This window comes from Paracoccus cavernae, from assembly GCF_042430175.1.
In the GTDB taxonomy this organism is placed as follows: Bacteria; Pseudomonadota; Alphaproteobacteria; order Rhodobacterales; family Rhodobacteraceae; genus Paracoccus; species Paracoccus cavernae.
The window spans coordinates 75,449-101,596 of the sequence record NZ_JBHMDZ010000013.1; the positions used below are offsets into that span (position 1 = coordinate 75,449).

The window sequence follows — 26,148 nt, forward strand, 5'->3', positions numbered from 1 at the left end:
GGTCGTTGCTGGACGAAAACGCAGGCGTCAACATGGTTCCGGCCGGCGCCTTGACGTTGCCCGTGAAGGGCTGCGTTTGGTTCACGATGGCGTTCATTCCGGCAACCATGCCGTCCATTTCGGCATCCATGCGGGTGGCGTCGATCGTGATGTCGTTGTCGCGGTCGATGACCCATTTCTCGCATTTCAGAGTCTGTTTCTGATGCAGAGTTTGACGAAGAAATTGTTGCCCATTTCTTCACCTCAGCCCTACATCGCCCATCTCTTGCGGAGATCGGCGCCTCAGAGGGCTCAATATTTGATCGCATTTCGCGAATGCTGCCTTAACCACTCTTCCCAGACACCTTCGCAGCGCTAAGTTGAGCGGATGAGCAGATCAGCAGCCCTGTCGGACTACGTAATCGAGTGGCACGGAAAGCCGGTCCAAAATATCCGCAAGGGGTTTGCTCGCGCGGTCGCCAGTGCCGGACTTCGGGACGTGGGGATGCACACTTTGCGCCACACCGCCGCCGTCCACATGGTCGAGGGCGGAACCGTCATCGGCGAGGTCATCCAGTTTCTGGGCCATTCAAATCCGTCGATCACGTTTCGCGTCTATGCCCGCTACAGCCCGACACATCTGCGAAAGGCTGCGTCGATTCTCGATTTCTCGGCGGGTCCAGATAATTCGCGCTAGGTTCAACGAACTGTGGCGCTCTTCCTTACGATGACGTAGAATCAACCATAACGGATTGTTGTTTCAAAGAAAAACTGGTGGGCGGTGAGGGACTCGAACTTCGAATTACTCACCTAAAATCAATAACTTACACGACATTTTGCAACGGTGTAACGGCCCTAAAAATGGCCTTTTTGCCACACCCGAATTCGCTCTTTCTGCAATGCAGAAAGGCGAGGCAGTTGCCCGCCTCGCCCGTTCACAAAGTAAGTGCTTCGGCACCGCGCGACCGGAGATAAGGCCGCCGTGCCGTCTCGGGGTTAAGGGCTAAAGGCAACCCGCGCACTGTCCGAGTAATCGCAGCCGTTAGTCACCCGAAGCGTGTGACAGGGACGGCCAGCCCCTTGATTTAGTTATACGGCAGGAAAGCCACGTTCTCCGGTGGGATCAGGCCGTTTTCTTGAGAGCCAGCCAATGATCAAAGGTTTTGGGATCATTTACCCACGCCTCTGCCTCGGCACGGTTCCCTTGCTCCAACGCAACGACAACGTGAGCCAGAGCGCCAATTGCAGAGCCGCGCGACACCTCACCGCTCGCACAAGCGTCGAAAATCTTACCCAGCAGAGTGTCGAGCTTTCCGTGATTGATAGCCATTATGCCGCCTCCACTTCACCAAGATCGCGCAGCAGCTTCTTTGCAGCTTCGAGCTTTTTGAGTTTTTTATCCAAGCCCTTCTCAAGCCATTCCCGATGCCGAACCGCGAGAATCTTTTCGGAAAGCGTCAAAGGCTCATGAGCGTGATACCTCACAGACGTATAGAGCCGGAAAGGGCAATCCCGGCTGCCAGACCTGTCACCGATCAGCAGCAGCAGATGCTTTTTGTCCAGTTCCGGCCACGGGTCATAGTCAGGGGCGATATCCTTGGCGATTTCGCGCATGACTTCATCCATGACAAGCGACATGGCGTCGGTGTCGTCCTGCCATGTTACGCCGAAGGCATTGGGGAAGTCAGAAGCCGAAATACATTTCAAAACGTCCTCAAGCGTCGCCTCCGGGGTCGGGCGGAAGCTGTCCGGGTCGTGGTAGGGTTCAAGCTTGTCGGCTTCATCCGCCGCAGCTGCCATTTGGTTGCGCGCATCCAAAATGCGCTGAATGCGCTGGCCCAAGGTTGCCCCAATCGGGGCGGTCGTGTTAACTTCATTCGTCATGGTAGGTAGCTCCTAAAGTATCCTGCTTGGCAATGGAGGCGGTGGTCGTGGAACATCAGCCGCCTTCATTACCTACTGAACGGTGCGCAGGTTGCCGTTCAGCCCGTCACCTTCCATTGCGGGAAGGTCCAGCGAACCTGCTTATCAAGCTGGTCCAGCATCTTGTTGAGGCGCGTGGCCTCTTTCAGCGCCGCCTTTTTCGTGGCCGGGTCCGACAGGTCGGAAGCCTCGATTTCGGCAAGGCGGGCTTTAATCTCGGTGCGCTTGTATTCCTTAATGTGCCATGCAAGGTCCGCCGTTGCGTCGAGTAGACAATCGACCACAAGCTCGGCCCGTCCAAGCGATCCGACCGAATCCGCAAAAAATGGTTCGTCGTTATCCTCAAGGATACCATTGAGGGCGAAAGCCTTGGGGCCGCGATCATCTTCGAAAGATGGAGCCTCAATACCGGCTGGCGCTAGCAGCTCATCCATTGCGGAGCCAGATTGCGCCATGAACTCAAAAAACGGTCTGCGAAACACACTTTTCGACACCTCAAGGTTTGCTTTCTCATCGCGCAACTTCACCCGTTCGCGATATTCCCGTTGCCGCTGCGCGGTAGATTTCGCCATGCTCACACCATCGTCGTCATCGTTACATCACCAGTAACGATAACGCAAACGTTCCGCAACAAGAAAGCTCTCACACAGCCTGCGACATTCCGCCACACCTAGGCCACCAACACCAAGCCAACAGGCTCCTTGCACACCTCGGGCAGCACACCGGCCAAGGCCAGCGCCTCAGGCACCCACGCCAGCGCGGGCCTTTCCCATTCGTCAAAGGCAAAACCCTCGGCGGGTGGTGCATCCATCAGGGCCAGCAGCACCGCGCCCGCGATTTCCTGCGCCACGTCCGAGCCGTCATCAACGGCCCAAAGGTGCAGCATCATGCGCACCTCGGCCACCACCTGACCGCCAGAGGCACGGCCCAGCACGTCGACATTGCCAGCACCAAGCAGAATGGCGGGCATGGTCTCGGGACGGATCACTCCGGCACGGATACGTTCGGGTGCGACATGCGCGACAACGCCCGCTGTTGCGGCAAGCGCGTCACCGACAGCTGTTTGGAGGGCAAGACTCGGCTCAATCATTGGCGGCCTCGCGGAAGGCTTTGCGCAGGGCGCGGTTGATACGCTGTTGCGCTTTGCGCCTGTTCAACCGCCATGCGGGGTTGAAGAACGGCCTTGCGGGCATTGCACCGGTGCTGGTGCCGTCCTTGTGCTGGCGCTCCACCGTGCCGCCTTCGACCAGATGCGCGTGGCGGGCCTTGGTATTGCCCGCCGTAATCAGCACCTCGAACGGCCGCGCCGTGCGCTGCCCGCCATCGGTGCTATGTGCGGGCGTTGTCTCGCCGGGGCCAGTGACGTGAATGCTTTCGATCAGACTGCCGGAGCGCCGCGACGCCTCGGCCAAGGTGCGGGCATCGGCTGCGACTTCCTCGCCGGATTTGACCAAGACAGGCCGGATTGCCTCGGGCACTTTGTCGCGAAGTGCTTCCAGTTTACGGGTCAGGGCCTCCACGCCCTCCACCATTTTAGCCATCGGTCGAAACCTCCGGCTCAGGAACGTAGCTGATAACCTGCCGTTTCAGGCCGGAAAGCAGATCATAAACGCCAAAGGGAAGCTGGTAAGCGCTGGAAAAGGTGACAGCCTCACGGGCTTCATACTGGTGCGCCACCAGCAAAAGCGCCGCCTGCATCATTAGAGCATTGTCGGCATCGAACGGAAGGCCGGTGAAGGCCGAAACCCAAGCCACGGCGACATTGCCGTAATGGTTCAGGATTTCGGTTTCATCCGTTCGTTCGTCGGCCTGAAAGTTCAGATGCGCCCGAACAAGGGCGATAGGAAGGGACATGATAACTCGCAACACTCATAACTGAATGTTACGTTATCACATCATATTTCCAAGAAAAAGTTATATTCGCCCTGTCTCGCGCGTGCCTCCCCCCGCCGGTTCCCGAAAAAGGGCGGAAGTTCAGGGATACCCCCCGCTATTGCGTGAGAGCGGCTTCCGTGCTGATGTGGTTTCAAGGCTCCACCCAATCAACACCTAAGAGAATTTCGCATGATCAATAAAAGATTGCAAAAATACGCCGCCTATTCAAAATCATTCCGTGGCGCACCTGATGGTTGGCACAACATAAGATCATGCAATTTTCTTGTAGGTGAAAACAGCACCGGCAAATCAAGCTTTTTACAACTCCTCGAAATACTTGACTCCAGAGAACACCTAATCCTTATGGACATCACGGGGGTAGTTGACGGATTAGATTCACCAAATGACATTTGCTCCAGAATATCAAAAAGCCAAGAGGTTACGATTGGCTTTATGTTGAAAAGATCCGCTGGGCCAAAAGAGCCGAGCGACGGGCAAAACTTCGGCCGCATGGTCACATACCGCCTGAAGAAGGGCGAACTACTTATCGACAAAGTTACAATCCTCACGGGCAACCGAATATTAAGGATTAAAAAATCCAACGGAGACCTACCCCATCGCTTCGAGTCCTTCACTTATCTAGACAGCCTCACGCACACCGAAAATGCAATGAGACTAGAGAAAATACACTTTTCCAGCTCTCGATTTAAAAGAACGTTTGACGATGATGAGCACGAATATCAAGATGGAAACATCTACTGGCTGAATGCACTGCGGGCTGCGATTGCAAAAGGATCAGCCCGCAGGGGAGGTGACTTCTTTCCGAACTCGCCTCCCCTCAACTGCCTGCAGTATGGCCCAATGAGAGCCAGGACGAGGCGACTTTATCATGGTGCAATGAGTAGGTTCTCCTCATCAGGTGAACATATCGCCTACGTTCTCAAAGACACCCTTGGAAACAACTCAAACCTAGATGACGCTATAAATAAATTTGGCCGAGAGAGCGGTTTATTCGATTCTATATCGATATCGTCTGTCACCACAAAGGTTAAGGACAACCCATTCGCCCTTCAGATCGAAAAGGGCTCCGTGACCTATTACGTTGACGAACTCGGTTATGGAGTAGGGCAGATACTGCCGATCGTTGCCGATGTCGCATTTACGGGAGGAAATAATGGGTTCTCGATTCAACAGCCAGAGCTACACCTTCACCCCCGCGCTCAAGCCGCACTAGGGGATGTGTTTTTCGAGTCTTCATCGTTAGGCGCCACGTTGATCGTCGAAACGCACAGCGATTTCATAATTGATCGGTTCAGAATGAAATTCAAAGGAAGCGACGGTGATAACAGGGCTCAAATCCTTTACTTTGACAAAACCGAGGAGGGCCGCAATATCGCAGTTGAGATCGAGCTGTTTAGAGATGGAAACATGAGCGAGGAGCCCGAAGGGTTTAGAAGCTTTTTTCTAAACGAGAGCATCGATAAACTTGAGGCGCTACTTTGAAGGAGTTCATCATCGATAAAAACGTTGACGTTAATCCGCTTGACGCAGAGCACCCAAAGTATTTCTTTGACGACTTGAGGAAGTCGAAGAAAATAAGAATTGTATCAGGAGGAACAAATTACAAGAAAGAAATCATCAGCAAGAAGGCACTGAGGACGCTTTTCGCTGAGCTTCTGTCAGCCGGAAAAATCAGATCGGTTTCGAATGAAAGTGTGGACAGACACGAAACCGACCTCATGAGCAGAATCATTGAAGTTATGAAATCATGTCCGCAGGAATGCGATGATCCCCATATTGTCGCCCTCGCTCATGTAAGTGGCTGCTTGAACATCGTGACGAAAGACAAGCGCATGTCAGCTTGGCGCGATAAGGTTAGGAAGCAAATTGGGCATGATTATTGTCCTGAACTTCGTTTGATAATGACCGAGGCAGCTTACAAGGACACTCTTTAGAAAAACGCGCCATTTTCAACCCGCTCCACCCTCTGCTTGTCCCTGTCATGGCAGGGCTTGCAGAGCGCTTGCAGGTTGTTCCAGTCCCAAAACAAAGCCTTATCGCCCCGATGCGGCTTGATATGGTCGACAACCTGCGCATCAACGCCGCAGAACGCACAGAACGGATGAAGGCGCAGGAACTCGGCCCGCGCCTTTTCCCATTCCCTTGTATAGCCGCGCTGGCGGCTGTTCGGGCGGGTGCGGTCAAAGCGGCGCTTGCGTTCACGCTGACGTTCGATCTGGCAGGCGCACAACACACCTGCCGGAACGATAGCACCGCAAGAGCAAAGGCGGGGCGGCTTCGGCACGTCAGACCTCTTTCGTTACGATATTGAGTGCGCCCGAAATCATGGTGCCGCCGGTCCAGACATGCCCGTAGATGATCGGAACAATACCGCCCTCTCGGGTCGTGTTCTGCGGACCCGTCATGGTGAAGGACTTGGTATCATCAGGGCTTTTCATCTCGGGTGCGAGCAAGGATGAAACACCCGTCAGCAACATGCCCGAACCCATTGTCCCAGCCAGCGCACCGACATTCAGACTGCCACCGCTAAGGAAGGCTGTGCCTGCCAGCGGTGCGCCACCCGTCACAGCCGAAAGCCCGAGCAGGGCGATTCCGGCGATGATTTTGCCGATACCGCCACGCTTGGAGCCGGCAATTACAGGGATGACGTGCAGGGACTGATTGCCAAGCTTGAGACCGGGCATGTCAACCTCAGCTATTTCCATACCGTCGCGGGCCGTCTTACCGATCACGACGCGAAAGTAACCAAGGCGAAGCTCGCGCGTGATGCGTGGAAAGTTCGCTATCAGAGCTTGGAATGCCTCGATTGCCTCATCAATGACAAAGCGATGATGACGGCCAAATTCCTTGCCGAGCGAGCCGTGCAGGTAGACGTTATTCATTTGGGATCTCATTTAACGGTTGCCTGCTTGATCCATACGCCGGGGCGGACGGTTCATCCGGCAGGATCAGGCATTATGTCGGGCTTTGAGCGCTTGCAGGCCCGCGCGGTCGAACTCGGGATCAAGACCGGCCTCTAGGTTCGCTTGGCGTTCGGCTTGGCTCATGCGGTGCTGTTTCTTGCCGCCTTCGCCTGCCATCATCAGCAGGCGGTCAGATTCTGCCTCAAGCGCTGCGATGATCTCGGCAACGCTGGCTTGCCAGACTTCGGACGGTGGCCAGTGCAGGAAGCTGGTCGCCTGACAGAACAACTGCTTGAAGAACTCCGATAGCGGAATTTGCGGGCCGGTGGCGCTGCCCTGTCCCTCGCGCTGTGACGGCATCACGATTGCCGCCAGCACATCAAGGCAAGCCGCCTGCGCCCGACCAAGGAATTGCGCAAGCGGCTTGTCGGAGAGGGACGCCAGAAGGGATAGCGCCCCCGTCCTGTCCGTCGCGGTGGCGAGGATCACCGCACGGATTCCAGAATAGGATTGACGCATGAGGCTTTCCCATGCGCCGGAGATGCCGCCCGGAAGGTCATCCAAGGCGACGGCAGCCCGCAAAGACGCCCGCAGCGTCACGACATGGGTGCCGTGGCGCAGGGTCGTTTCATATGCGGGCTGCAAGGTCATTAGACAGCCATAACAAGCTTGCGGAAGGCCGCAGGGCGCACAACAGCCGCACCAACGCGACGGCGGGCGTGGTAGCGCATCAGGCCGTCAATGCGGACGCTGTAGGGGTCGGCAAGCACAGCCATCTCGATGCGGTCATAGATGCGATAGCCGCGCTTGAAATCGCCAAAGATGATCGGCTGCGCATCGGCGGCAACGTCATCCATATCGACAGCCTCGACCACCGGACGGCCCAGAATGGTCTCGGGCTGGCCCGCCTGATAGGACGGCTGCCACAGATAGTTGCCGTGGCCGTCTTTCAAAGTGCGGATCGCGGCCAAGGTGCTGCCGTTCATCACCCAAGATCCAGCCGCGCGGTAGGTCGCGGGCAGGCTATACATCATCGCAATCAGCGAATCCGCCAACAGGTCGGTTGCATGGGCGTTGTTGTGGGTGGCGATTTCGGTGTTTGCCATGAAGCCGGACGGCTCAAGCGCGGTGCTGCCCTTCACGAAGGAAAGGGCCTCTTTCTGGCCAAAGTCCTCGGCAAGCGCCAAGTTGACTTCGGAAAGCACGTTGGCGCTATCCTCGGCCAGTTGCAGCGACAGGTCGACAAAGGTGGCGATTTCCTTCACGTCGATTTCGGCTTGGTCAAAGGTCGGCTGGCTTGCCGTGCGCTTGGTCGTTTCACCAACCCAGACAGCATTTGTGATGCCGGTGCGGTGCGGAAGGATCATTTTAGCAGCCGGTGCAGGGCGCACATCGGCAATCGCACGGATCGGGCTGAACTCCACCAGATTGCGAATAAACTCGCCGCTGACTTCCTCGGGCGCAAGGACGTGGTTCGCGGTGTCGCTGGCCGTGGTCAGCGCCTTGGCATCGGTGCTGCCGGTGCGCAGGTATTCCACGAATGCCTTTTTCTCGCTCGCATCGTCTTGGATGATTGCCGGTGCGCCAAGGCGGTTGCCCTTCGCTTCGAGGTGATCGAGCCGCGACAGCACCGCGCCAAACGCCTTTGCATCAATCGAGGCCGCATCATTGGCGGTTTCGGCTTTCTGGGCCAGTTCTTCATTTTCCATGTCAACACTTTCACTGGTTACGGAATGGGATTTTACAGCGGTGATCCGCGCTTGCGGATGAACCGGATTCTTGCAGATAGAGATTTCGGTGATCGGCACCGACTTAAAGAGCCGCTTGCCATCGGGCAGGCGTTGAAAGAGCGCGTTCTTGAAGCTGATGGACAGGCCCGAAATTGCCCCTGCCTTGATATAGCGGTGCGCGGATTTCGCGGGGTCGATGCCTTCGACAAAAAGCCGCCCTTTGACCTCAAGGCCATCGGCGGTTTCCGTGAAGCTTTCCCAGATACCGACAACCTGGCTCTGGTCATGCTCCATGCAGATCGGCAGGGCATCGGGGATGATGAACGCACCCGGTTCGATCATGTCGCCAACGCTATCGGGGCCGGAGAAAGGCCAAGCGATACCCTGCACAATGCCGGTGTCGGCAACGGAAAGCTGGGCTTTGGTTTCGATCAGGTCCAGCGTTTCGAGGTTATCAGCCATTGGCCTGCACCTCATCAACGCCTAGCCAGCGGGCGGCAAGGATTTCGGTTGCGAGCGGCAGCACCTCGGCAATCGGGCGGTTGCGGGCGTAGCTGTTCACCAGCCGCTCGGCCTCTTGGGGGTTTGCGCCGCCGCCGATCAGGCCCAGCCGGATAACCTCGGCCAGATCGCCCAGCTTGAACGCCTGCGCCATGAGGCGCTGAAACAAGGTGCCGATGCCCGTGCCGGTCGTGGTTTCCAGTTCCGTGACTAGTTCGTCGGTCAGGGTAAAGGGGCGCTCTTTGTCGCCGAAAAACACGGTCGCGGTGATCATGCTGCACCATTGGCGGGCAGTCCGATCAGGCCGCGCAACTCGGCAGCGGTCAGCACACCGGCATTGACCAAGGCCAAGGCGATTTCCAGCGCCGCCAGCATTTCGAGCGGGCTTTGGGTCGTGTCATTCATCAGGGGATTCCTTCGGGGATGCGGGCGCGGTCGTGCCGCCCGAGGTGGTGTAGGGATTGGCGAGTTCGTCGCCATCGGGGTGCGGCGGAAGGTTCAACCCGTGGCGCACATCGTTTGGCGACATGGCGCGCATGGCGATAAACTGGCTATACGCTGTGGCTTGCGCGACGAAATCGACAGAGAGCACCGCCTTGGGCTCTGCTTCGACTTTGATTTCGTCGTGATCCGCTGGCGAAAACAAAGCGCGCGCATAGGCGGCTTTCCATCTAGCGAGCCAAGGCAACATCGTGAATTGCATGAATTGAAGCGCAAGCTGTTCGGTATTCGCCATTGTCCCGTGGCTCAACTCCCACAGCATTGTGGTAGGGATACGAAAGACCCGTGCGATCTCGCGGATTTGCTCGATCCGGTTATTAAAGAACTCAGCGTCGGTGTTGCTGGTGGCGAGAGGGAAATACTTGACGCCTTTGTCAAAAATCGCCGGTCGCCCCGCTGCCTCGCCGGTGTGACCATCTTGGAAGGCTTTCAGGATATTCTGGGCCTCATCGGCTAGTAGCTTGTCATCCGTCGCCAGATAGCCACCGGGACGCCCGGAGCGGCTGTGCCAATTGGCAAGGTGGCGCTCGGAAGCCAGAGCAAGGCCAATGGCTTCCCTGCCGTGGTCAATCGGGCTGATGCCGTCCAAAGTGCTGATATGCAGGATTTCGGTGAACGGCAGAACCGTAGTTCCGCCATTCTTCAACTCAATGCGGTATGAAGGTTCGCCGTAATCGTCACGTTCGATTGTTACCGCAGAAGGCGCGATGCGCAAAAGTTCAATCGGGTGCCCTTGGTTGTTCCGCGCGACCTGCGCGAAGCCGTTGCCGGTCAGCAGGGCATCAAAGGTCAGTTGCCCGCGCAGTTCTCCGGCTGATGTCCAACCGTTTGCCCGCTTGTGAATCAGCTTATATGCGCGGTGATCGCGCTGGATCTCGTCCGTTACCTCTTTGTGCAGCTTGAATGGAATAACAGCGCAGGCTTCCGAAATGAACCCGACAGCGCAGGCAACGGCAGGGACGCGCAAGGCGGTGGCGCTGGTGACTGTGACGCCGGATCGCACCGGCAGCCCAGCGAACAGGCCGAAAGCCTCGGGGCTGGTCAGCGTCACCGCCTTGGATTCGGTGACGCCCTGCCCGAACAAGCGGGCAAGGCGCTGGGTGATACTCATTAACAAAACACTCGCAACACTTGGTTATGTAATAACATAACATATCAATGAATCGCGCCGCAAGCGATATTGTTCTGCTTTTATTCGGTCAGGTTGTAAGCGGGCAGAAGATCAATCACGCGGGCCTTGGCGATCAAGGAAACGTCGCCGTATTCATCCGAAGCCGTGCGCCCAGCGTGGCCTTGGATGCCATCGACTACGCGCATATCCGCCCCGAGATCGCGGGTCACCGTCTTGAAGCGATGCCGCCAAGCATGTGAAGGCTGAACGCCGTCGGGCTTGATCTCATTCAGCCGCAGCCAGTCTGCAATCTGGTTCGACATACGTTGCGCCTTGGCGGCAAATTTGTCGGGGTCTTTGCCGTTATGGAAAAGCGGCCCCTGCCCTGCTTGCTCGACAAACTGAATGAAGCCTTCCGTGACGATTTGACTGTGCAACGGCACATCCCGATAGTGCCCCGCCTTCATGGTGCCTGCCTCGGGCGTCACGCGCAAAACCCAGCGCTCGCCCTCTTTGCGCACATCCTCTTTCCGTAGCTGGGTGATTTCTGAAACCCTCGCCCCAGTAAAAGCGCAGATCAAAGGAACCCAGCGTTTGGCGTTGACGGATTCCGGCGTCTCTCGAACCCGCCCGAACTCATCTTCCTTCGGCTGGTAGGTTCGCGAAGCTTTCAGCACGGCCACGGCCTCAGCATCGGTATAACCGGCCTCTCTGGTGCGCTGACGCTTCGGCTTGGGCTGCTTGACGGTTCCCGCGACGTTCTCGGGCAAGCGTTCGTTCTCATAGGCCCAGAGGAACAGAGACCGCACCGCCGAAAGATACACATCATTGACCGTCTTTGCGGCAAGGCGCGTCAGAAGGTGGTCGCGCCATTCAAGCAGGTCTTTCTTTGTGATCTTCCGTGCATCCCCATGTTTGAGGAACTTGCGCAAATCATCAATCACCCCATGCGCTCGCTTGCCTTTGTCCTTCATGAAACCGGCAGCGGTTCGAGATTTGATATAATCGTTCAGCAGCTTGGCAAGACTGACCGGCTCCGGCTCATCTTCCGCCGCCCGTGCATTCGCCAGAATGGGCGCGCTAGGCTGGCCGGTGAAGTCGCCTTCATCACGCTCCACGAAACGAGAAAGGGCTTCTAGCTCGGCTGAACAAAGCGCACAGGCTATAGTGCGCCACTCATCGGAACCCGCCTGTGCATCAAGGTTGCCTGATGCACGAAAGCGCTCGATCCGCTCGCCCATAAGATCGGCCAGTTCCTGATTGCTTAACCGGCCCGCGACCCCTGCCCGCAGATGGGCGACGTAATGGTCATTGATACCGACCGCAGAATAAGCAGGGTTGCCCCGCAATTGCTCATCCAGCACCAAGCGCTGATTGTAATGGCTAAGGGCGATCTGGTCCGGTGCCAGTGGATAGCGCGCAAGCGCCACACTGGGCACCACCTGCCCCGCCTTCCGCTCGGCCAAGCCGATTTCGTGTTGAAGCTTGGCAATCGCACCGGGCAACAATTTGGTTGCGGTGCGCCGATCAGGCCCCAGAGGTTCCCGCAGTTCGGTCTTGCCGATAAGCTTGCGCAGGTCTTTCGGCACCACCAGACGGGCAAAGAATCTGCCGTCGCGGTTCAAAAGATATTGCTGTTTCCGTGCCATCACATCGCCCATTTTGTAACAGGTCTTGTAACGGAAGATTGTGAGAAAGCCCAGCAATACAAGGGAATTATAGCAATTGCTGGGAAAAAACTGGTGGGCGGTGAGGGACTCGAACCCCCGACATCTTCGGTGTAAACGAAGCGCTCTACCAACTGAGCTAACCGCCCGCCTGAAGCCGCTCTTAGAGCATGGGCTTTAGCCTTGCAAGACACCAGCTTGGCCAATGTGCAAAACAAATCCGCGGCCTGCGCCGAGGATCGGGTCGCGGCGCACCGGCAGGGGAAAGGGCGCGATCGCACCCGAACCGTTGTGAATATCGGGCCGCAGACCGCCGGGATAGGCGCCGATCACCTCGAAGTCGTCGGTGGCCTCGATCAGACAATGGGCGCAGGCGGCGGGAATGACGATGGCGTCTCCGGCATGAACGGTCTCGACCCTACCCTGCGGTCCGTCGAACTGAAGCCGCGCCGCCCCTGATACCACGCCCAGAACCTCGTGGGTGTTCATGTGGTAATGGTGCCATTCATGAACGCTGCCCAGCCAATCGCCGCTCCAGCCGTTGAGCGCAAAGGTCATGCGGAACCATTGCGCGGCCGAAGGGCCGCGCATCGGTGGATGAGCGCCCCCGCCACCGCTTAGCGCCGCAGCCGCGCGATCAGCGAGGAAGTATCCCAGCGCCCGCCTCCCATGCCCTGCACCTCCTTGTAGAACTGGTCGACCAAAGCCGTCACCGGCAGGCTCGCACCGTTCTCGTTGGCGGTCGAAAGGCAAATTCCCAGATCTTTGCGCATCCAGTCCACCGCAAAGCCGAAATCGAAGCGGTTCTCGGCCATGGTCGCGTGACGGTTCTGCATCTGCCAGCTGCCGGCCGCGCCCTGACTGATCACCTCGACGACATCCGTGATCGAAAGCCCCGCTTTCTCCGCAAAATGCAGCGATTCCGAGAGGCCCTGAACCAGACCCGCAATCGCGATCTGGTTGCACATCTTGGCGAGCTGTCCCGCACCAACCGGCCCCATCAGACGGCAAATCCGCGCGTAAGCCGCAATCACCGGCTCGGCGCGGGCGTAATCGGCCGCCTCGCCGCCACACATGACCGAGAGCACGCCGTTCTCGGCGCCCGCCTGTCCGCCCGAAACCGGCGCATCGACAAAGGCCAGCCCTTTTTCGGCGGCAATCGCGGCCAGCTCGCGCGTGACCTGCGCCGAAACCGTGGTGTGATCGACATGGACCGCACCGGCCTTCATCCCCGCGAAGGCTCCGTCGGGCCCAAGGCAGACCTGCCGCAGATCGTCGTCATTGCCGACGCAGCTCATGACGAAATCGGCGCCTTCGGCGGCTTTGGCGGCCGTCGACGCGCTTTCTCCGCCATGCTTTGCGACCCAGGCCTCGGCCTTGGCCGGTGTCCGGTTCCAGACCGTCACCTCATGCCCCTTGGCCACCAGATGTCCCGCCATCGGGAAACCCATCACCCCAAGCCCCAGAAATGCCACGCGCGCCATCTTGTCCTCGTTTTCTTTACCGAATCTTTATCGCTGGCGCGTTGATCTGTCGCACGCCCTGCCCTATCAACCGCTAAGATTTCCACCCAAGGACGCGCAGGTCAACCTCCTGCCGCCCCAGAACTCAGGATGCGCCCGAAACCATGCTGACAACTTTCCGCTGGCTGGTGCGCCTGACCGTTGGGCTGATCCTCGTTTCGCTGATCCTCATTCTGCTCGCCTGGTATTTCGCGGTACGCTCGCTGCCCGATTATGGCGCGACCTTCGAGGTCGAGGGCATCGCCGCCCCCGTGGAAATCGTCCGCACGACCGAGGATGTGCCCCATATTTTCGCGCAAAACGACCGCGACGTCTTTTTCGCTTTGGGGCTCGCCCATGCGCAGGACCGCCTGTTCCAGATGACGGTGCTTCGGCGCGCGGCTCAGGGGCGGTTGTCGGAAATCTACGGCATGGGGGCTTTCGCCTCGGATGATCTCGCGCGCAGATTGGGGCTTTACCGCAATGCCGTCGATTCGGTCGCGGCGCAGGACGACGCGACCAAAGAGGCGCTCGAGGCCTACGCCGACGGCGTCAACGAATGGATCCGCCAGATCAACATTGGTGCGCGCGGACGCGGCGCGCCCGAGTTTTTCCTTTATCCCGACGACATCTCCTATTGGGAGCCCGCCGATTCCCTCGCCATCCTGAAGCTGCTCGCCGCCACCTCGACCGTACAGCTGCGCCGCGAGGTCCTGCGCGCACGTCTGTCTCTGACCCAGCCCGAGCGCGGGCAGGAGATCGTGGCGACCGGCCCCGAGCCGCAGATGCCCGCCTATGCCGCGCTTTTCGAGGGCAGCAAGCTTGCTCCGCCCGACCGGGCCATGCAGCCGCGCGATTGGGTGACGGGCCTTGCGGGCTATCTCTCGCCCTCCGCGGGTGCGAGCGCGAACGGCTGGGCGGCCGCCGCCAACCGCACCGCAGCCAATGGCGCGCTTCTGGCCAATGATCCGCAATTCGCGCTGACCGCGCCCGGCCTATGGTATCTCGCACGGATCGAGCTTTCGAGCGGCGGCGTCATCGGGGGCACGATCCCCGGCATTCCCGCGATCCTCTCGGGTCGCAACAGCAAGATCGCTTGGGGGATCACCCCCGCGCAGATCGACGATCAGGATATCTTCGTCGAGGAGGTCCAGCCGGGCGAGCCCAACCGCTATCGCGGCACCGAGGGCTGGACCGAATTCGACACCCGCCGCGAGGTGATCCGCGTCAAGGATGCCGCCGAACAGGTGATCACGCTGCGCACCACCGCCAACGGGCCGGTCATTCCGGGCGGGCATCTCGGGCTTGGCACGATCCTGCCGCCCGGCCATGTCGCGGCGCTTTCCTGGACGGGCGGCCAAGGCGGCGACCGCACCATGAGCGCGCTGGTCGCGCTGATGCGCGCGCCCGACCGCGCCCAGGCGGCAGATGTCTTGCGCAACGTTACCGCCCCCGCAATGGTCTATACGCTCGCCGATCGCGACGGCATCGGCGAGACGCTTGCCGGCGCGGTTCCCGACCGGCCGGCGAGCCATGCCACCTCGGGCCGGATGCCGGTTCCGGGCTGGATTGCGGGCAACCGCTGGCAGGGCATTTCCCCCGCCCCTACCGCTTTGACCGACCTTGCCCCGACCGAAGGCATCATCGCCGAAACCGGCGGCGGCGCTCTGGTTGCCGAGGGGCGCTCGTTGGGCTTCGACCGCCTCGACGACCGTCGCATCGAGCGTCTCAAGCTGCTGATCGCCAGCCGCGAGATCCATTCGCGCGACAGCTTCATCGCGACCCAGAACGATATCGTAAGCCCCGTCGCCCGCGATCTTCTGCCCTTGATCGGGGCCGAGCTGTGGTACACCGGCGAGCCCGCCGCCCCCGGCACCCCCGAACGTCAACGTCAGGAGGCGCTCAACCTTCTCGCCAATTGGGACGGTGCCATGAGCGAGCACCTGCCCGAGCCGCTGATCTACTCGGCCTGGATGAAGGCGCTTCAGGACCGGCTCGTGCGCGACGATATCGGACCGCTCGCCGATGATCTGACGCGGCTCTATCCCGATTTCATCGAGCGCGTGTTCCGCAATACCAATGGCGCGGCAAGCTGGTGCGACATCCGGCAGTCGAGCGTGGTCGAAACCTGCGCCGTCATCGCGCGTCAGGCCCTCGATCAGGCGATCTTCGACCTGACCGCGCGCTTTGGTCCCGATGTGACGAGCTTCCGTTGGGGAGATGTCCATCGCGCGCGCCATACCCATCCCGCGCTCGGCGACATGCGGGGCCTGTCCTATGTCGTCAACCTGATCCAGCCGACCTCTGGCGATGACACCACGGTCGCGCGGGCCGGCATGCGCGGGACCGGCGTGAACCCCTGGCTCAATGTCACCGGTGCGACCTATCGCGCGGTCTATGACCTCGCCGACCCCGACAGTTCGGTCTTCGTGATCTCGACCGGCCAGTCGGGCCATCCGCTCTCGCGCCATTACGACGATATGGCGGAGCTGTGGCGGCGCGGCGAATATGTCGGCATGTCGCTCGATCCGCAGCTTGCGCGGGCGGCAGCGACCGGCATCACCCAGCTCGAGCCCGTCGCGCCGTAAAGCCGCCCGATGCGGCCCGATCCCCGCTCGGGCCGCGACTTGCCAGCGCGGCGCTTTCGCGCTTAGCTCTCGCCATATCATCAGCTCGGGGGCCCCATGGCACGCAAGATCATCATCGACACCGATCCCGGTCAGGACGACGCGGTTGCGATCCTTCTGGCTCTGGCCAGCCCCGAGCTCGATGTGCTGGGGTTGAGCGTGGTCGCAGGCAATGTCCCCCTTGCCCTCACCGAACTCAATGCGCGCAAGATCTGCGAGCTCGCGGGCCGCGCCGATCTGCCGGTCTATGCCGGCTGCGACGCGCCCCTGATGCGCAAACTGGTCACCGCCGAGGAGGTCCACGGCAAAAGCGGTCTCGACGGGGTCGAATTGCCCGCGCCAGTGATGCAGCTCCAGCCGCAACATGCCGTCGATTTCATCATCGACACGCTGCGCCGCGAGCCGCCAAAGACCGTGTCGCTCGTGCCGGTCGGGCCGCTGACCAATATCGCGACCGCCTTCGACCGAGCCCCCGACATCATCGAGCGCGTTCAGGAGATCGTGCTGATGGGCGGCGCCTATTTCGAGGTCGGCAACATCACCCCCGCCGCCGAGTTCAACATTTTCGTCGATCCCGAGGCCGCCGATATCGTCTTCAGATCCGGCGCCGATCTGACAGTGGTCCCGCTCGACGTCACCCATCAGGCGCTCACCAGCCGCGATTGGGTCGAAACCATGCGCAAACTCGGGCCGCTCGGTCAGGCCGTGGCGAGCTGGACCGACTTCTTCGAGCGCTACGATACCGCGAAATACGGCTCGCAAGGCGCGCCGCTCCATGATCCCTGCACCATCGCCTATCTGCTCCAGCCGGAGCTGTTCACCGGACGCTTCATCAATGTGGTGATCGAGACCGGCGGCGCGTTCACCACCGGCATGACGGTCGCCGATTGGTGGCGCGTGACCGACCGTCCGGCCAATGCGAATTTCCTTCGCACCATCGATCGCGACAGCTTTTACGCCCTGCTCACCGACCGCCTGACGGCACTGGACGCCCGCCTAAGGGGCTAAACGCAGCCGTCGGCCGGAACGACAAAGGGCCGCGTCTTGCGCGGCCCTTTCCGTATCGCGAATCATGCCGCCCCTATTCCGCAGAATCTCCGCTTTCTGCGGACTGGCCGGGCGCGTCGGGCAGAATGTCGCTGCCGCCTTCGGGCGCAGCAGGTACGGCAGGCGCAGGCGTTTCGGGCGCCGCGGCATCATCTGGACCTGCAGCAGGCCCACTCATGGGACCGGCACCGGCGACGGCATCGACCTCTTTGATCAGATCATCGGTGACATCGATCGCATCGGCGGACACGAAGAGCACGCGCAAATCGAGCACCGCAACCGCGCCGCGTTCCTGCATCATCCGTGCGAGGATCGGCAGAACCGCCTGCTGGAAAGCATCGCGTTCGCTATCGGCGTAATGCTGGAGCTCGGTCGCCTTGGTATCGCGTTCGCGGCGGACCTCGACCACGCGCTTGTCGAACTCGTCGGCACGGGCACGGAATTCGTCGGCCGGAAGGGTCTTGCGCAGCTCGGTCAGTTCTTGCTCTTCGCGCGACAGGGCCTGCGCCAGAGCCTCGTTCTCGGCCGCAAGCTCGCGGCCGCGGCGTTCGAGCTCGGCCTGCGCACGCTGCCCCCAGGCCGAACGCAGGAACAAGGCATCCTGATCGATCGTCATCAGCGGGATCTGCACCGCAGGCGCGGGGCTCGGGACGACAAGGCCCGGAACGGCCGGCGGCTGCGTTACGGAAGGCGGCTGCGCGATTTCCGAGGCGGTGGGGGCCAGCGGAACATGCGTCTGCGCCGAAGCAAAGCTTGCGGCGCAGCACAGGGTTACGGCAATGGCAGTCAGCCCGCGCATCAGAACTTCGTCGAGATCGTCAGGTCGAAGTTCTGCTCTTCGTCGTAATCTTCTTTCTTCACGGCTTTCGAGAAGTTGAAGCGCAGCGGCCCGATCGGCGTCGTCCAGAAGAGCGATGCCCCGACAGCGGCACGCACATACATGCCGTCATCGATCCGGTCGGCGCCATTGCCGCTCAGCTCGAAGGCGCGGCCGTTGCGGTCGTCAAGACCCCAGACCGAACCCGCATCGGCAAAGAGACCACCGGTGATGCCGTATTCCTCGGGCAGACCCAGCGGGAAGCGGGCTTCGGTGCGCAGGGCCCAGAAGTAGTTGCCGCCGAGCGCGTCTTCGTTCGGCGCCGCCATATCGCGCGGACCGATGCCGTTGGGCTCGAAGCCGCGGATCTTGCTGTTGCCCGAAAAGCGGTCGAAGCGGCGGCTGTCCTGATCGCTCAGCATATGGAGCATGCCCAGCTCGAATTCGGCCATCAACGTGACCTCCTCGCGCCATGCGTTGCTCTCGACACCTGCGTAAAGCAGGCTGTTGATCGATTTGATGTCGCCGCCCAGACCCGCAAAATCCTGGCTGAAGGTAAAGCGGTAGCGCGTCAGCGGATCGAGACCGGTGATGCGGCTGTCATAGGTATAGGTATAGCCCAGAGCCGAGCTGATATAGCCACCCTGATCGCGGTAGAGGATCGGCGAGGAGCCCGAAAGCTTGCCGGTTTCCGCATCCGGATGGATCGGCTCGACGCCCGAAAGCGAATCCTTGCTGACCTTGTAGCGCAGCTCCAGACGGCCGTTTTCCGAGATCGGGAATTCGAAACCGGTCAGAGCGCCCACGCTGCGGGTGCGGTAATCCGAATTGTAGCGGTCGGTGGTGTTGTACCAGACCTGGAAACGCGCCTTGAGGTCGCGACCGAGGAAATAGGGCTCGACGAAGGTCACGCCCGACGAACGCGTGCCCTCGCCGGTGGCGAAGGACAGGCTCACCTGCTGGCCGCGGCCGAGGAAGTTCTGCTCGGAAAGCGAGAAGTTGAAGCCCATACCGGCGCTGACGCCGTAGCTGACGCCGAAGTTGAGGCTGCCGGTCGGCTGCTCCTCGACGTTGACGTCGACGATCACCTGATCGGGGCTGGTGCCCTCGCGGCTTTCGATCTGCGCATCGGCGAAATACCCCAAAGCGCGGACGCGCTCGGCAGCATTGCGGATTTCACGCGGGTTGAAGGGGTCGCCTTCGACCGTGCCGAACTGGCGGCGGATCACGGCGTCGAGCGTGGTGGTGTTGCCCTCGATGTCGATGCGCTCGACAAAGACGCGCTGGCCGCGCGTCAGGGCAAAGGTCAGATCCAGCGTCTGGCTGCGCGGGTTGCGGGTGATCCGCGGCTCGATCGTGACGAAATCGAGGCCCTTGCGCAGCGCCAGCGCCTCCATGCGGCGGATGGTGTTGTCGACGACCGAGGGGTTGTAGACCTCGCCCTGACGGACGCGGTTCTGGGCCGCGAATTCGCCGGCATCCACGCCCGGAATTTCGCTGATCGTGTTGACGTTCGCGAAAGTGTAGCGCGGGCCTTCCTGGATGTTGAAGGTGATATAGAAGGCATCACGCTCGCGCGCGACTTCAGGCGCGACGGCCTGAACCTTGAAATCGGCATAGCCGCGGGCGCGGTAGAAATCGGTCAGCAGGTTTTCATCGACCGAGGTGCGCTCGGGCGCGAAAGTGTCGCGCTTGATGAAGTTGCGCAGGAAGCCCGCCTGTTTGGTCTGGAGCACCTGACGCAGACGGCGGTCAGAGAAAGCGCGGTTGCCGACAAAGCCGATACGCTCGATTTCGGTGACGTCGCCTTCGCGGATCTCGAAGGCGAGATCGACGCGGTTGCCTTCGCGGCGGATGATCTTGGGATCGACGCGGGCGGCAAGACGGCCCTGCGAGGCATAGACCTGCGAGATCACATCGGCATCGGCCTCGGCCTGGGCGGGCGAATAGACGTGGCGCGACTGGCTTTTGATCACGCCGGCGAGGACCTCGTCCTTGACGCGGTTGTTGCCCTCGAAGTTGATGACGTTGATCGTGGGATATTCGCGGACCTTGATGACCAGAGTGCCGCCGCGCGGCTCGACCTCGACGGTCTCGAACAGGCCCGAGCCCTGCAGACGCTGGACCGCCTCGTTTAGCTCGCCCGCCGAAACGTCGCGGCCGCGCGCGATATTGGCATAGGACAGGATCGTCGCGCCTTCGATGCGCTGAGCGCCTTCAATCTGGACGTTGTTGAACACATAGGCCGATGCAGGCGAGGCCAGAAAGCTCGCGGGGGTGGCAACAGCAAGCGCCGAAATCAGCGCCATCGCGCCTTTGCCCAGTCTCGTATCGGTCATGGCCGCCCTCATTCCAGTTTTGCCGATTTCATCGGTCCGATTTGTGCTGATGGATACAGTCAATTTAACCATACTGTCAAAACAGAAGGCATACTCAACGGCAGAAAAGATCATTCGAGAGACCGAAAACCATCAAAGACAGCACAAGTGCCAGTCCGATGACATTCAGGATCGACATCACCCTCTCCGAGGCGGGACGCCGCGCGATCGCCTCATAGGTGAAAAAGACCAGATGCCCGCCGTCCAGAACGGGAACCGGCAGAAGGTTGAGAAAGCCGATTGCCGTCGACAGGACCGCAATCCACCAGATGAAATTCGCGCCCCCCGCCGAAGCCGCCTGCCCCGTGGTTTCCGCAATCGAGATTGCGCCGCCGATGTTGCAGCTGCTGATCTGGCCGGTGACCGTCGCCCAAAGGCCGGTGATCGACGAGCCGATGATGTCCCAGGTGCGCGTCACGCCCGTGCCCAAGGCCTCGCCCGGACCGGTCGGACGGGTTGCCGGATCAAAGAAACTGCCACCGGTCACCCCGATCAGCCAGCGCCGCTCGAAGCCGGTCGCGGTCGGCAGGTCCTGCTCGCGCGCGGCCAAAGTATATTCGGCAACGCCCGCGCCGGGACGCCAGACCTGCAAGAGCACCGGACGCCCCTCGGCCGCGCCGACCTTGTCGCGCAATTCGACAAAACGCGTCACCGGCGTGCCGTCGATCGAAAGGATCACATCGCCCGCCTCGAGTCCCGCGGCAGCTGCCGCGCTGCGCGGCGCGATGCCGCCGACCACGGCCGGAAAGGGATCGGGCCCCGCCACCGTCAACTCGGCGCCGTCCCGGCGCACATGCCATTGCTGGACGGATGCGGCGGGAACCGCCTCGGCCGCTTTGCCGAGATCCGCCCAGGTCGCGACCGGCGCATCGCCGATGCCCAGAACCACATCGCCGCTTTTCAATTCGTTGGTCTGGCTTTCGGGCAGCGCATGGATGCGCCCGATCTGGACATCCTCGACCGGCGTGCCCTGCCAAAAGGCCATCCCCGCGAAAACCGCAATCGAAAGGATGAAGTTGAAGATCGGCCCGGCAGCAACCGTGGCGAACCGCGCCCAAAGCGGCGCTCCGCCGAGGGTTTGGCGCACAAGAGCGGGATCGACCGCCTCCGAGCCCGCGCTCGCGGCATTGGCGTCCCCCAGAAAGCGGACATAGCCGCCAAGAGGCAAAGCCGCGACCTGCCAGAGCGTGCCGTGCTTGTCGCGGCGCGAAATCAGCTTGGGGCCGAAACCGACGGAAAAGACCTCGGCCTTGATGCCCGAAAGCCGTCCGATGATGTAATGGCCGTATTCATGGACGGTCACGATGATCGAAAGCGCGACCACAAAGGCCAGCACGTTCCAGATCACCCCGCCAAACTCGCCCAGAAACGCCATTACGCGGCCCCTTTCCATGAATGTGCCGCGCGCCGCGCCAACCCGTCCCATGCCAGAGCGGTCTGCAGATCGGCAGGGCTTTGCGTGAAACCGGCCTCGCCCGCCGCGTGATCGAGCGCATGCTCGACCGCGGCCGCCATATCGGTAAAGCGGATGCGTCCCGCCAGAAAATCGTCGAGCGCCTGCTCTTTGGCGGCATTGAGCACCGCCCCTGCCGCGCCGCCCGTCGCGATGACCTCGCGCGCCAGCCGCAGCGCCGGCCAGCGGATCTCGTCGGGCGCGCGGAAAGTCAGCTGCCCGAGCGCCACGAGATCAAGTCGCGCAACCGGCAGCGGCGCGCGTTCGGGCCAGTTGAGCGCATAGCCGATGGCATGGCGCATATCGGGCATGCCGAGATGCGCGACCGAGCTGCCGTCGGTGAAGGACACCATCGCATGGATGATCGATTGCGGATGGATCACCACTTTGATGCGGTCTGGCTCGGTGCCGAAAAACTCGCGCGCCTCGATGACTTCGAGCGCCTTGTTGAACATGCTGGCGCTGTCGACTGTAATGCGCTGGCCCATTGCCCAATTGGGGTGGCAGGAGGCCTCGGCCACGGTCGCGAAAGGCAGCTTCTCGAGCGGCCAATCGCGGAACGCGCCGCCCGATGCGGTAATGGTCACGCCCTCGACAGAGGATGAGCTTTCGGCGTCAAGCAATTGAAAAATTGCGGAATGCTCAGAATCGACCGGCAGGATGCGCGCCTTGGTCCGCTCGGCGGTCGTCATGACCAGACGGCCTGCGGCCACCAGTGTCTCCTTGTTGGCAAGCGCCAAAGTGCCGCCACGTTCGAGCACCTGCAGCCCCGGCGCGAGCCCCGCCGCGCCGACGATCGCCGACAAGGTCCAGTCCGAGGGGCGCGCCGCCGCCTCGTCGATTGCCGCCGCACCGGCGCTGGCGGCAATGCCGCTGCCCTGCAGGGCCTGCCGCAGATCGGCCAGCAATTCGGGATAGGCGGTGACGGCGAGTTCGGCGCGCAAAGCCTTGGCCATTTCGGCCAGTCGCGCGATATTGCGTCCGCCGGTCAAGGCGACGGTGCGCCAAGCCTCCGGACCGCCCGCGCGCATCAACAGATCGAAAGCGCTTTCACCGACCGAACCGGTCGCTCCGAGGATCGTAACGCTGCGCATGGCTCAGCCTCCGATTTGCGGCAAAATGCCCAAAATCATCGCCAGAAGCGCGGCAAGGAAGGCCCCCGACATTGCATCGAAGCGATCCATCAGCCCGCCATGACCGGGGATGAGATCCGAGCTGTCCTTGACGCCCACGCGGCGCTTGAGCCAGCTTTCGGCGATATCGCCGGCCTGTCCGAAGATCGCGATAACCGGCGCGACCATAATGACACCCCAGCCCGCCTGCCCGCTCAGGACCAGCGCGAGCCCCAGCACAACCGCACCGAGCCAGCCCGCGACGGTCCCGCTCCAGGTCTTTTTCGGGCTGACGGCAGGCCAGAATTTCGGGCCGCCCAATTTGCGGCCGACGAAATAGCCCAGCACATCCGATGCGACGACCGTGCCGACGATCCAGAGCGTGGTCTCGAGGCCCATGACCTCTCGCACGACCACCACCGAATAGCAGGCCAAAAGGATCGCGAAGGTGAAAATCAGATAGGGCCAGCGGTTGCGCACATGGGTGCCCCCCCAACCGGCCAGAACCGGCACGACGGCCAGAAGCATCGGCCAATCGCCGGGCAGCATCAGCATCGCCAGCAGCGTCAGGCCGCCCAACACCCCGATCAGGACCGGATGGCGCGGGCTATGGAATTCCGCATGGCGCCAGGCGGTCAGCCGCGCCAGCTCCCAGATCATGCCGCCGCAAAGAATGGAGACGCCAATTGCCAGCCAGATCCCCGAAGAAAGGACCAGCAGCGCACCCAGAAGAACCAGAACCACCGCCGAGGCGATTCTCGTCCCGAGATCGGACCAATTCCCGCTGATCCCGCGCGGCGCACCCTCGGTCGAGGGGCCGACCTGCGGATGACGTTTCGGAGGCTCGTCGCTCATGCGCCACCAAACCTGCGCTCGCGCATTCCGAATTTGTCGAGAATCTCGGCGAGATGATCGGGCGTGAAATCGGGCCAAAGCGTCGGCGTGAACTCGTATTCGGCATAGGCCGCCTGATAGGGCAGGAAATTCGAGGTCCGCGTCTCGCCGCTGGTACGGATCACCAGATCGGGGTCGGGATGACCGGCCGTATCGAGAAAATCCGCCAGATCAAGCTGGGCGTCGGGCCCGAGATAGCCTTTGGCGATCCGTTCGGCCATCAGGCGGGCGGCGCGGTTCAGCTCGTCGCGGCCGCCGTAATTGATCGCGACGGTCAGATTGAGGCGGGTATTGCCCGCAGTCCGCCGCTCGATCCCGTCCATGAGCTGCGAGAGCTTGCCGGTCAGACGGTCGCGCGCGCCGATAAAGCGCAGGCGCACACCTTCGGCAGCCATGGAATCGGCCTCGCGCTCGATATAGCGGGCGAAAATACCCATCAAACCAAGGACTTCCTCGGTCGAGCGCTTCCAGTTCTCGGTCGAGAAAGCATAGACCGTGAGCCAGTTCACCCCCAGATCGGGGCAGGCCCGTACGATTTGTTTGACGCGTTCGGCGCCACGACGGTGGCCGACCAGACGCGGCCAGCCCTTGTTCTTGGCCCAGCGACCGTTGCCGTCCATGATGACGGCAACGTGACGCGGTCGGGCTTGCCCGGATTGGCTCGACATAAGGCTAGCTGCGGGATCGGCCACCGGATCAAACCTGCATGATTTCGGCTTGCTTGCCCTCGAGCGCCTTGTCGATCAGGGCGATGTTCTTATTGGTCAGATCCTGAACCTCAGTTTCCCAGAACTTCTGGTCGTCCTCGGACATGCCGGCGCCTTTGGCCTTCTTGATCTGGTCCATGCCGTCGCGGCGCACGTTGCGGATCGCGACGCGGGCGCTTTCGGCATATTGCGCCGCGACCTTGGTCAGCTCGCGGCGACGTTCTTCGTTCAGCTCGGGGATCGGCAGCATGATGATCGTGCCGTTCAGCTGGGGGTTAATGCCCAGACCCGATTCGCGGATCGCTTTTTCGGCTTTGCCAACGAGGCCCTTGTCCCAGACGTTGATCGTCACCATCCGCGGCTCGGGGACGTTGACGGTCCCGATCTGGTTGATCGGGGTCATCGAACCGTAAGCATCGACCATGATCGGCTCGACCATCGAGGCCGAGGCGCGACCCGTCCGCAACGAGGCGAATTCCTGTCTCAGCGAATCCATCGCGCCTTTCATCCGGCGTTCGAGATCGTCGGTGTCGATTTGAATTTCGTCAGACATACGCTGTCAGGGCCTCATATAAGTGTTTCAGGCGTTTCTATCCGAGAGACGCCCGCATAGCAAAGGATATGGCGGTATTTTAACCGTGAACGCGGGTATAGGTCCCCTGCCCGGCCAAAATCCCCTTGAAGCCGCCGGGCTCGTCCAGCGAGAAGACGATGATCGGCAGATCGTTGTCGCGGGCAAGCGCGATGGCGGAAGCGTCCATGACGCCCAGATGCTTTTGCAGCACCTCGTCATAGGTCACGTTCTCGTAACGCTTGGCATCGGCGAACTTCTTGGGGTCCTTGTCGTAAACGCCGTCGACCTTGGTGCCTTTGAAGATCGCCTCGCAGTTCATTTCATTCGCCCGCAGGGTCGCCGCCGTATCGGTGGTGAAATAGGGGTTGCCCGTCCCTGCCGCGAAGATGATGACGCGTTTCTTTTCGAGGTGGCGCACGGCGCGGCGACGGATATAGGGCTCGGCGACCTCGTCCATGCGGATGGCCGAGATCACGCGGCAATGGATGCCGAGCGCTTCGAGCGCCGCCTGCATGCCGAGCGCGTTCATCACGGTCGCGAGCATGCCCATGTAATCTGCGGTCGCGCGCTCCATCCCCTGGGCCGAGCCCTGCAGGCCGCGGAAGATGTTGCCGCCACCGATCACCATGCAGATCTCGACGCCGAGATCATGAACCGACTTCACCTCTTGCGCGATCCGAGCCACGGTCGGCGGATGCAGGCCGTAGCCCTGATCGCCCATCAGGGCCTCGCCCGAGATTTTCAGGAGCACACGGTTGTAGCTGCTGCTCGTTTGGTTTTGTTGTTCTGACATCGCGCGCTTCCACCGAGTTTTAGACCGACTGTT

The 26,148-nt window shown here is 61.0% G+C and carries 29 protein-coding genes and 1 tRNA gene; 5 read left to right on the forward strand and 25 right to left on the reverse strand.

Annotation, left to right across the window (positions count from 1 at the left end; translation table 11 throughout):
- The first annotated feature begins 367 nt into the window (after positions 1-367).
- Complete coding sequence (locus ACFFUC_RS10110) at positions 368-676, forward strand: tyrosine-type recombinase/integrase (RefSeq protein WP_377685892.1); 309 nt, start codon at positions 368-370, stop codon at positions 674-676.
- A gap of 426 nt (positions 677-1,102) precedes the next feature.
- On the opposite strand, the gene ACFFUC_RS10115 is transcribed toward ACFFUC_RS10110, so the two are convergent.
- From ACFFUC_RS10115 to ACFFUC_RS10140, 6 genes are all read right to left on the reverse strand, one after another.
- Positions 1,103-1,309, reverse strand: a complete 207-nt coding sequence (locus ACFFUC_RS10115; protein ID WP_377685893.1) for a hypothetical protein — start codon at positions 1,307-1,309, stop codon at positions 1,103-1,105.
- The gene (locus ACFFUC_RS10120) at positions 1,309-1,863 is read right to left on the reverse strand and encodes a hypothetical protein (RefSeq protein ID WP_377685895.1); all 555 of its coding nucleotides are present in this window, start codon (positions 1,861-1,863) and stop codon (positions 1,309-1,311) included. The genes ACFFUC_RS10115 and ACFFUC_RS10120 overlap by 1 nt, the downstream gene beginning before the upstream one ends.
- A 98-nt stretch (positions 1,864-1,961) precedes the next feature.
- Entirely contained in the window at positions 1,962-2,474 is a 513-nt protein-coding gene (locus ACFFUC_RS10125; RefSeq protein ID WP_377685896.1) for a hypothetical protein, read from the reverse strand.
- A 98-nt stretch (positions 2,475-2,572) separates the two neighbouring features.
- Entirely contained in the window at positions 2,573-2,992 is a 420-nt protein-coding gene (gene gp17 / locus ACFFUC_RS10130; RefSeq protein WP_377685898.1) for a tail completion protein gp17, read from the reverse strand.
- Positions 2,985-3,443: an HK97 gp10 family phage protein gene (locus ACFFUC_RS10135; protein WP_377685900.1), complete on the reverse strand. Its 459-nt coding sequence runs from the start codon at positions 3,441-3,443 to the stop codon at positions 2,985-2,987. Before ACFFUC_RS10135 ends, gp17 begins: the two co-directional genes overlap by 8 nt.
- Positions 3,436-3,756, reverse strand: a complete 321-nt coding sequence (locus ACFFUC_RS10140) for a head-tail connector protein (protein WP_377685902.1) — start codon at positions 3,754-3,756, stop codon at positions 3,436-3,438. Before ACFFUC_RS10140 ends, ACFFUC_RS10135 begins: the two co-directional genes overlap by 8 nt.
- 210 nt (positions 3,757-3,966) lie before the next feature.
- On the opposite strand from ACFFUC_RS10140, the gene ACFFUC_RS10145 reads away from it, so the two are divergent.
- Together ACFFUC_RS10145 and ACFFUC_RS10150 are read left to right on the forward strand one after the other, a co-directional pair.
- Positions 3,967-5,280, forward strand: a complete 1,314-nt coding sequence (locus ACFFUC_RS10145; protein WP_377685904.1) for an AAA family ATPase — start codon at positions 3,967-3,969, stop codon at positions 5,278-5,280.
- Positions 5,277-5,732, forward strand: a complete 456-nt coding sequence (locus tag ACFFUC_RS10150; protein WP_377685906.1) for a hypothetical protein — start codon at positions 5,277-5,279, stop codon at positions 5,730-5,732. Before ACFFUC_RS10145 ends, ACFFUC_RS10150 begins: the two co-directional genes overlap by 4 nt.
- Here the strand turns inward: ACFFUC_RS10150 and ACFFUC_RS10155 are convergent.
- The 11 genes from ACFFUC_RS10155 to ACFFUC_RS10205 all read right to left on the reverse strand — a co-directional run bounded on the left by ACFFUC_RS10155 (position 5,729) and on the right by ACFFUC_RS10205 (position 13,695).
- Positions 5,729-6,082 (reverse strand): HNH endonuclease, encoded by a 354-nt coding sequence (locus tag ACFFUC_RS10155; protein ID WP_377685908.1) that lies wholly within the window; start codon positions 6,080-6,082, stop codon positions 5,729-5,731. The two genes, ACFFUC_RS10150 and ACFFUC_RS10155, sit on opposite strands and share 4 nt — an antisense overlap.
- 1 nt (position 6,083) lies before the next feature.
- Positions 6,084-6,680, reverse strand: a complete 597-nt coding sequence (locus tag ACFFUC_RS10160) for a tail assembly protein (RefSeq protein WP_377685910.1) — start codon at positions 6,678-6,680, stop codon at positions 6,084-6,086.
- 66 nt (positions 6,681-6,746) lie between these two features.
- Complete coding sequence (locus ACFFUC_RS10165) at positions 6,747-7,352, reverse strand: hypothetical protein (protein WP_377685912.1); 606 nt, start codon at positions 7,350-7,352, stop codon at positions 6,747-6,749.
- Positions 7,352-8,893 carry a phage major capsid protein gene (locus ACFFUC_RS10170; RefSeq protein WP_377685914.1) on the reverse strand — a complete coding sequence of 514 codons (1,542 nt, stop codon included), beginning with the start codon at positions 8,891-8,893 and terminating at the stop codon, positions 7,352-7,354. Before ACFFUC_RS10170 ends, ACFFUC_RS10165 begins: the two co-directional genes overlap by 1 nt.
- The gene (locus ACFFUC_RS10175) at positions 8,886-9,206 is read right to left on the reverse strand and encodes a gene transfer agent family protein (RefSeq protein WP_377685916.1); all 321 of its coding nucleotides are present in this window, start codon (positions 9,204-9,206) and stop codon (positions 8,886-8,888) included. Before ACFFUC_RS10175 ends, ACFFUC_RS10170 begins: the two co-directional genes overlap by 8 nt.
- Positions 9,203-9,337 (reverse strand): hypothetical protein, encoded by a 135-nt coding sequence (locus tag ACFFUC_RS10180; RefSeq protein ID WP_377685918.1) that lies wholly within the window; start codon positions 9,335-9,337, stop codon positions 9,203-9,205. Before ACFFUC_RS10180 ends, ACFFUC_RS10175 begins: the two co-directional genes overlap by 4 nt.
- A complete protein-coding gene (locus ACFFUC_RS10185; protein ID WP_377685920.1) occupies positions 9,330-10,544 on the reverse strand; it encodes a phage portal protein in 1,215 nt (404 codons plus the stop codon). The genes ACFFUC_RS10180 and ACFFUC_RS10185 overlap by 8 nt, the downstream gene beginning before the upstream one ends.
- Before the next feature lie 80 nt (positions 10,545-10,624).
- Positions 10,625-12,205, reverse strand: coding sequence for a tyrosine-type recombinase/integrase (locus tag ACFFUC_RS10190; protein WP_377685922.1), 1,581 nt, complete (start codon positions 12,203-12,205; stop codon positions 10,625-10,627).
- A 79-nt stretch (positions 12,206-12,284) separates the two neighbouring features.
- A tRNA-Val gene (locus ACFFUC_RS10195) sits at positions 12,285-12,360 on the reverse strand.
- Positions 12,361-12,388: 28 nt separating this feature from the next.
- Positions 12,389-12,769, reverse strand: coding sequence for a cupin domain-containing protein (locus tag ACFFUC_RS10200; protein ID WP_377685925.1), 381 nt, complete (start codon positions 12,767-12,769; stop codon positions 12,389-12,391).
- A 59-nt stretch (positions 12,770-12,828) separates the two neighbouring features.
- Positions 12,829-13,695: an NAD(P)-dependent oxidoreductase gene (locus ACFFUC_RS10205; RefSeq protein ID WP_377685926.1), complete on the reverse strand. Its 867-nt coding sequence runs from the start codon at positions 13,693-13,695 to the stop codon at positions 12,829-12,831.
- A gap of 143 nt (positions 13,696-13,838) precedes the next feature.
- On the opposite strand from ACFFUC_RS10205, the gene ACFFUC_RS10210 reads away from it, so the two are divergent.
- Entirely contained in the window at positions 13,839-16,301 is a 2,463-nt protein-coding gene (locus ACFFUC_RS10210; RefSeq protein ID WP_377685927.1) for a penicillin acylase family protein, read from the forward strand.
- 96 nt (positions 16,302-16,397) lie between these two features.
- Positions 16,398-17,348 carry a nucleoside hydrolase gene (locus tag ACFFUC_RS10215; protein ID WP_377685928.1) on the forward strand — a complete coding sequence of 317 codons (951 nt, stop codon included), beginning with the start codon at positions 16,398-16,400 and terminating at the stop codon, positions 17,346-17,348.
- A gap of 73 nt (positions 17,349-17,421) precedes the next feature.
- Here ACFFUC_RS10215 and ACFFUC_RS10220 read toward each other — a convergent pair whose 3' ends face one another.
- From ACFFUC_RS10220 to pyrH, 8 genes are all read right to left on the reverse strand, one after another.
- A complete protein-coding gene (locus ACFFUC_RS10220) occupies positions 17,422-18,186 on the reverse strand; it encodes an OmpH/Skp family outer membrane protein (protein ID WP_377685929.1) in 765 nt (254 codons plus the stop codon).
- Positions 18,186-20,543 carry an outer membrane protein assembly factor BamA gene (gene bamA, locus ACFFUC_RS10225; protein ID WP_377685931.1) on the reverse strand — a complete coding sequence of 786 codons (2,358 nt, stop codon included), beginning with the start codon at positions 20,541-20,543 and terminating at the stop codon, positions 18,186-18,188. Before bamA ends, ACFFUC_RS10220 begins: the two co-directional genes overlap by 1 nt.
- Positions 20,544-20,637: 94 nt before the next feature.
- A complete protein-coding gene (gene rseP / locus ACFFUC_RS10230) occupies positions 20,638-21,957 on the reverse strand; it encodes an RIP metalloprotease RseP (protein WP_377685933.1) in 1,320 nt (439 codons plus the stop codon).
- Complete coding sequence (gene dxr, locus ACFFUC_RS10235; RefSeq protein WP_377685935.1) at positions 21,957-23,129, reverse strand: 1-deoxy-D-xylulose-5-phosphate reductoisomerase; 1,173 nt, start codon at positions 23,127-23,129, stop codon at positions 21,957-21,959. Before dxr ends, rseP begins: the two co-directional genes overlap by 1 nt.
- A 3-nt stretch (positions 23,130-23,132) precedes the next feature.
- Positions 23,133-24,002: a phosphatidate cytidylyltransferase gene (locus ACFFUC_RS10240; RefSeq protein WP_377685937.1), complete on the reverse strand. Its 870-nt coding sequence runs from the start codon at positions 24,000-24,002 to the stop codon at positions 23,133-23,135.
- A complete protein-coding gene (uppS, locus tag ACFFUC_RS10245; protein WP_377685940.1) occupies positions 23,999-24,709 on the reverse strand; it encodes a polyprenyl diphosphate synthase in 711 nt (236 codons plus the stop codon). Before uppS ends, ACFFUC_RS10240 begins: the two co-directional genes overlap by 4 nt.
- Positions 24,710-24,737: 28 nt before the next feature.
- Positions 24,738-25,301: a ribosome recycling factor gene (gene frr, locus ACFFUC_RS10250; protein WP_377685941.1), complete on the reverse strand. Its 564-nt coding sequence runs from the start codon at positions 25,299-25,301 to the stop codon at positions 24,738-24,740.
- 79 nt (positions 25,302-25,380) lie between these two features.
- Positions 25,381-26,115, reverse strand: a complete 735-nt coding sequence (pyrH, locus tag ACFFUC_RS10255; RefSeq protein ID WP_377685943.1) for a UMP kinase — start codon at positions 26,113-26,115, stop codon at positions 25,381-25,383.
- Positions 26,116-26,148: the final 33 nt, after the last annotated feature.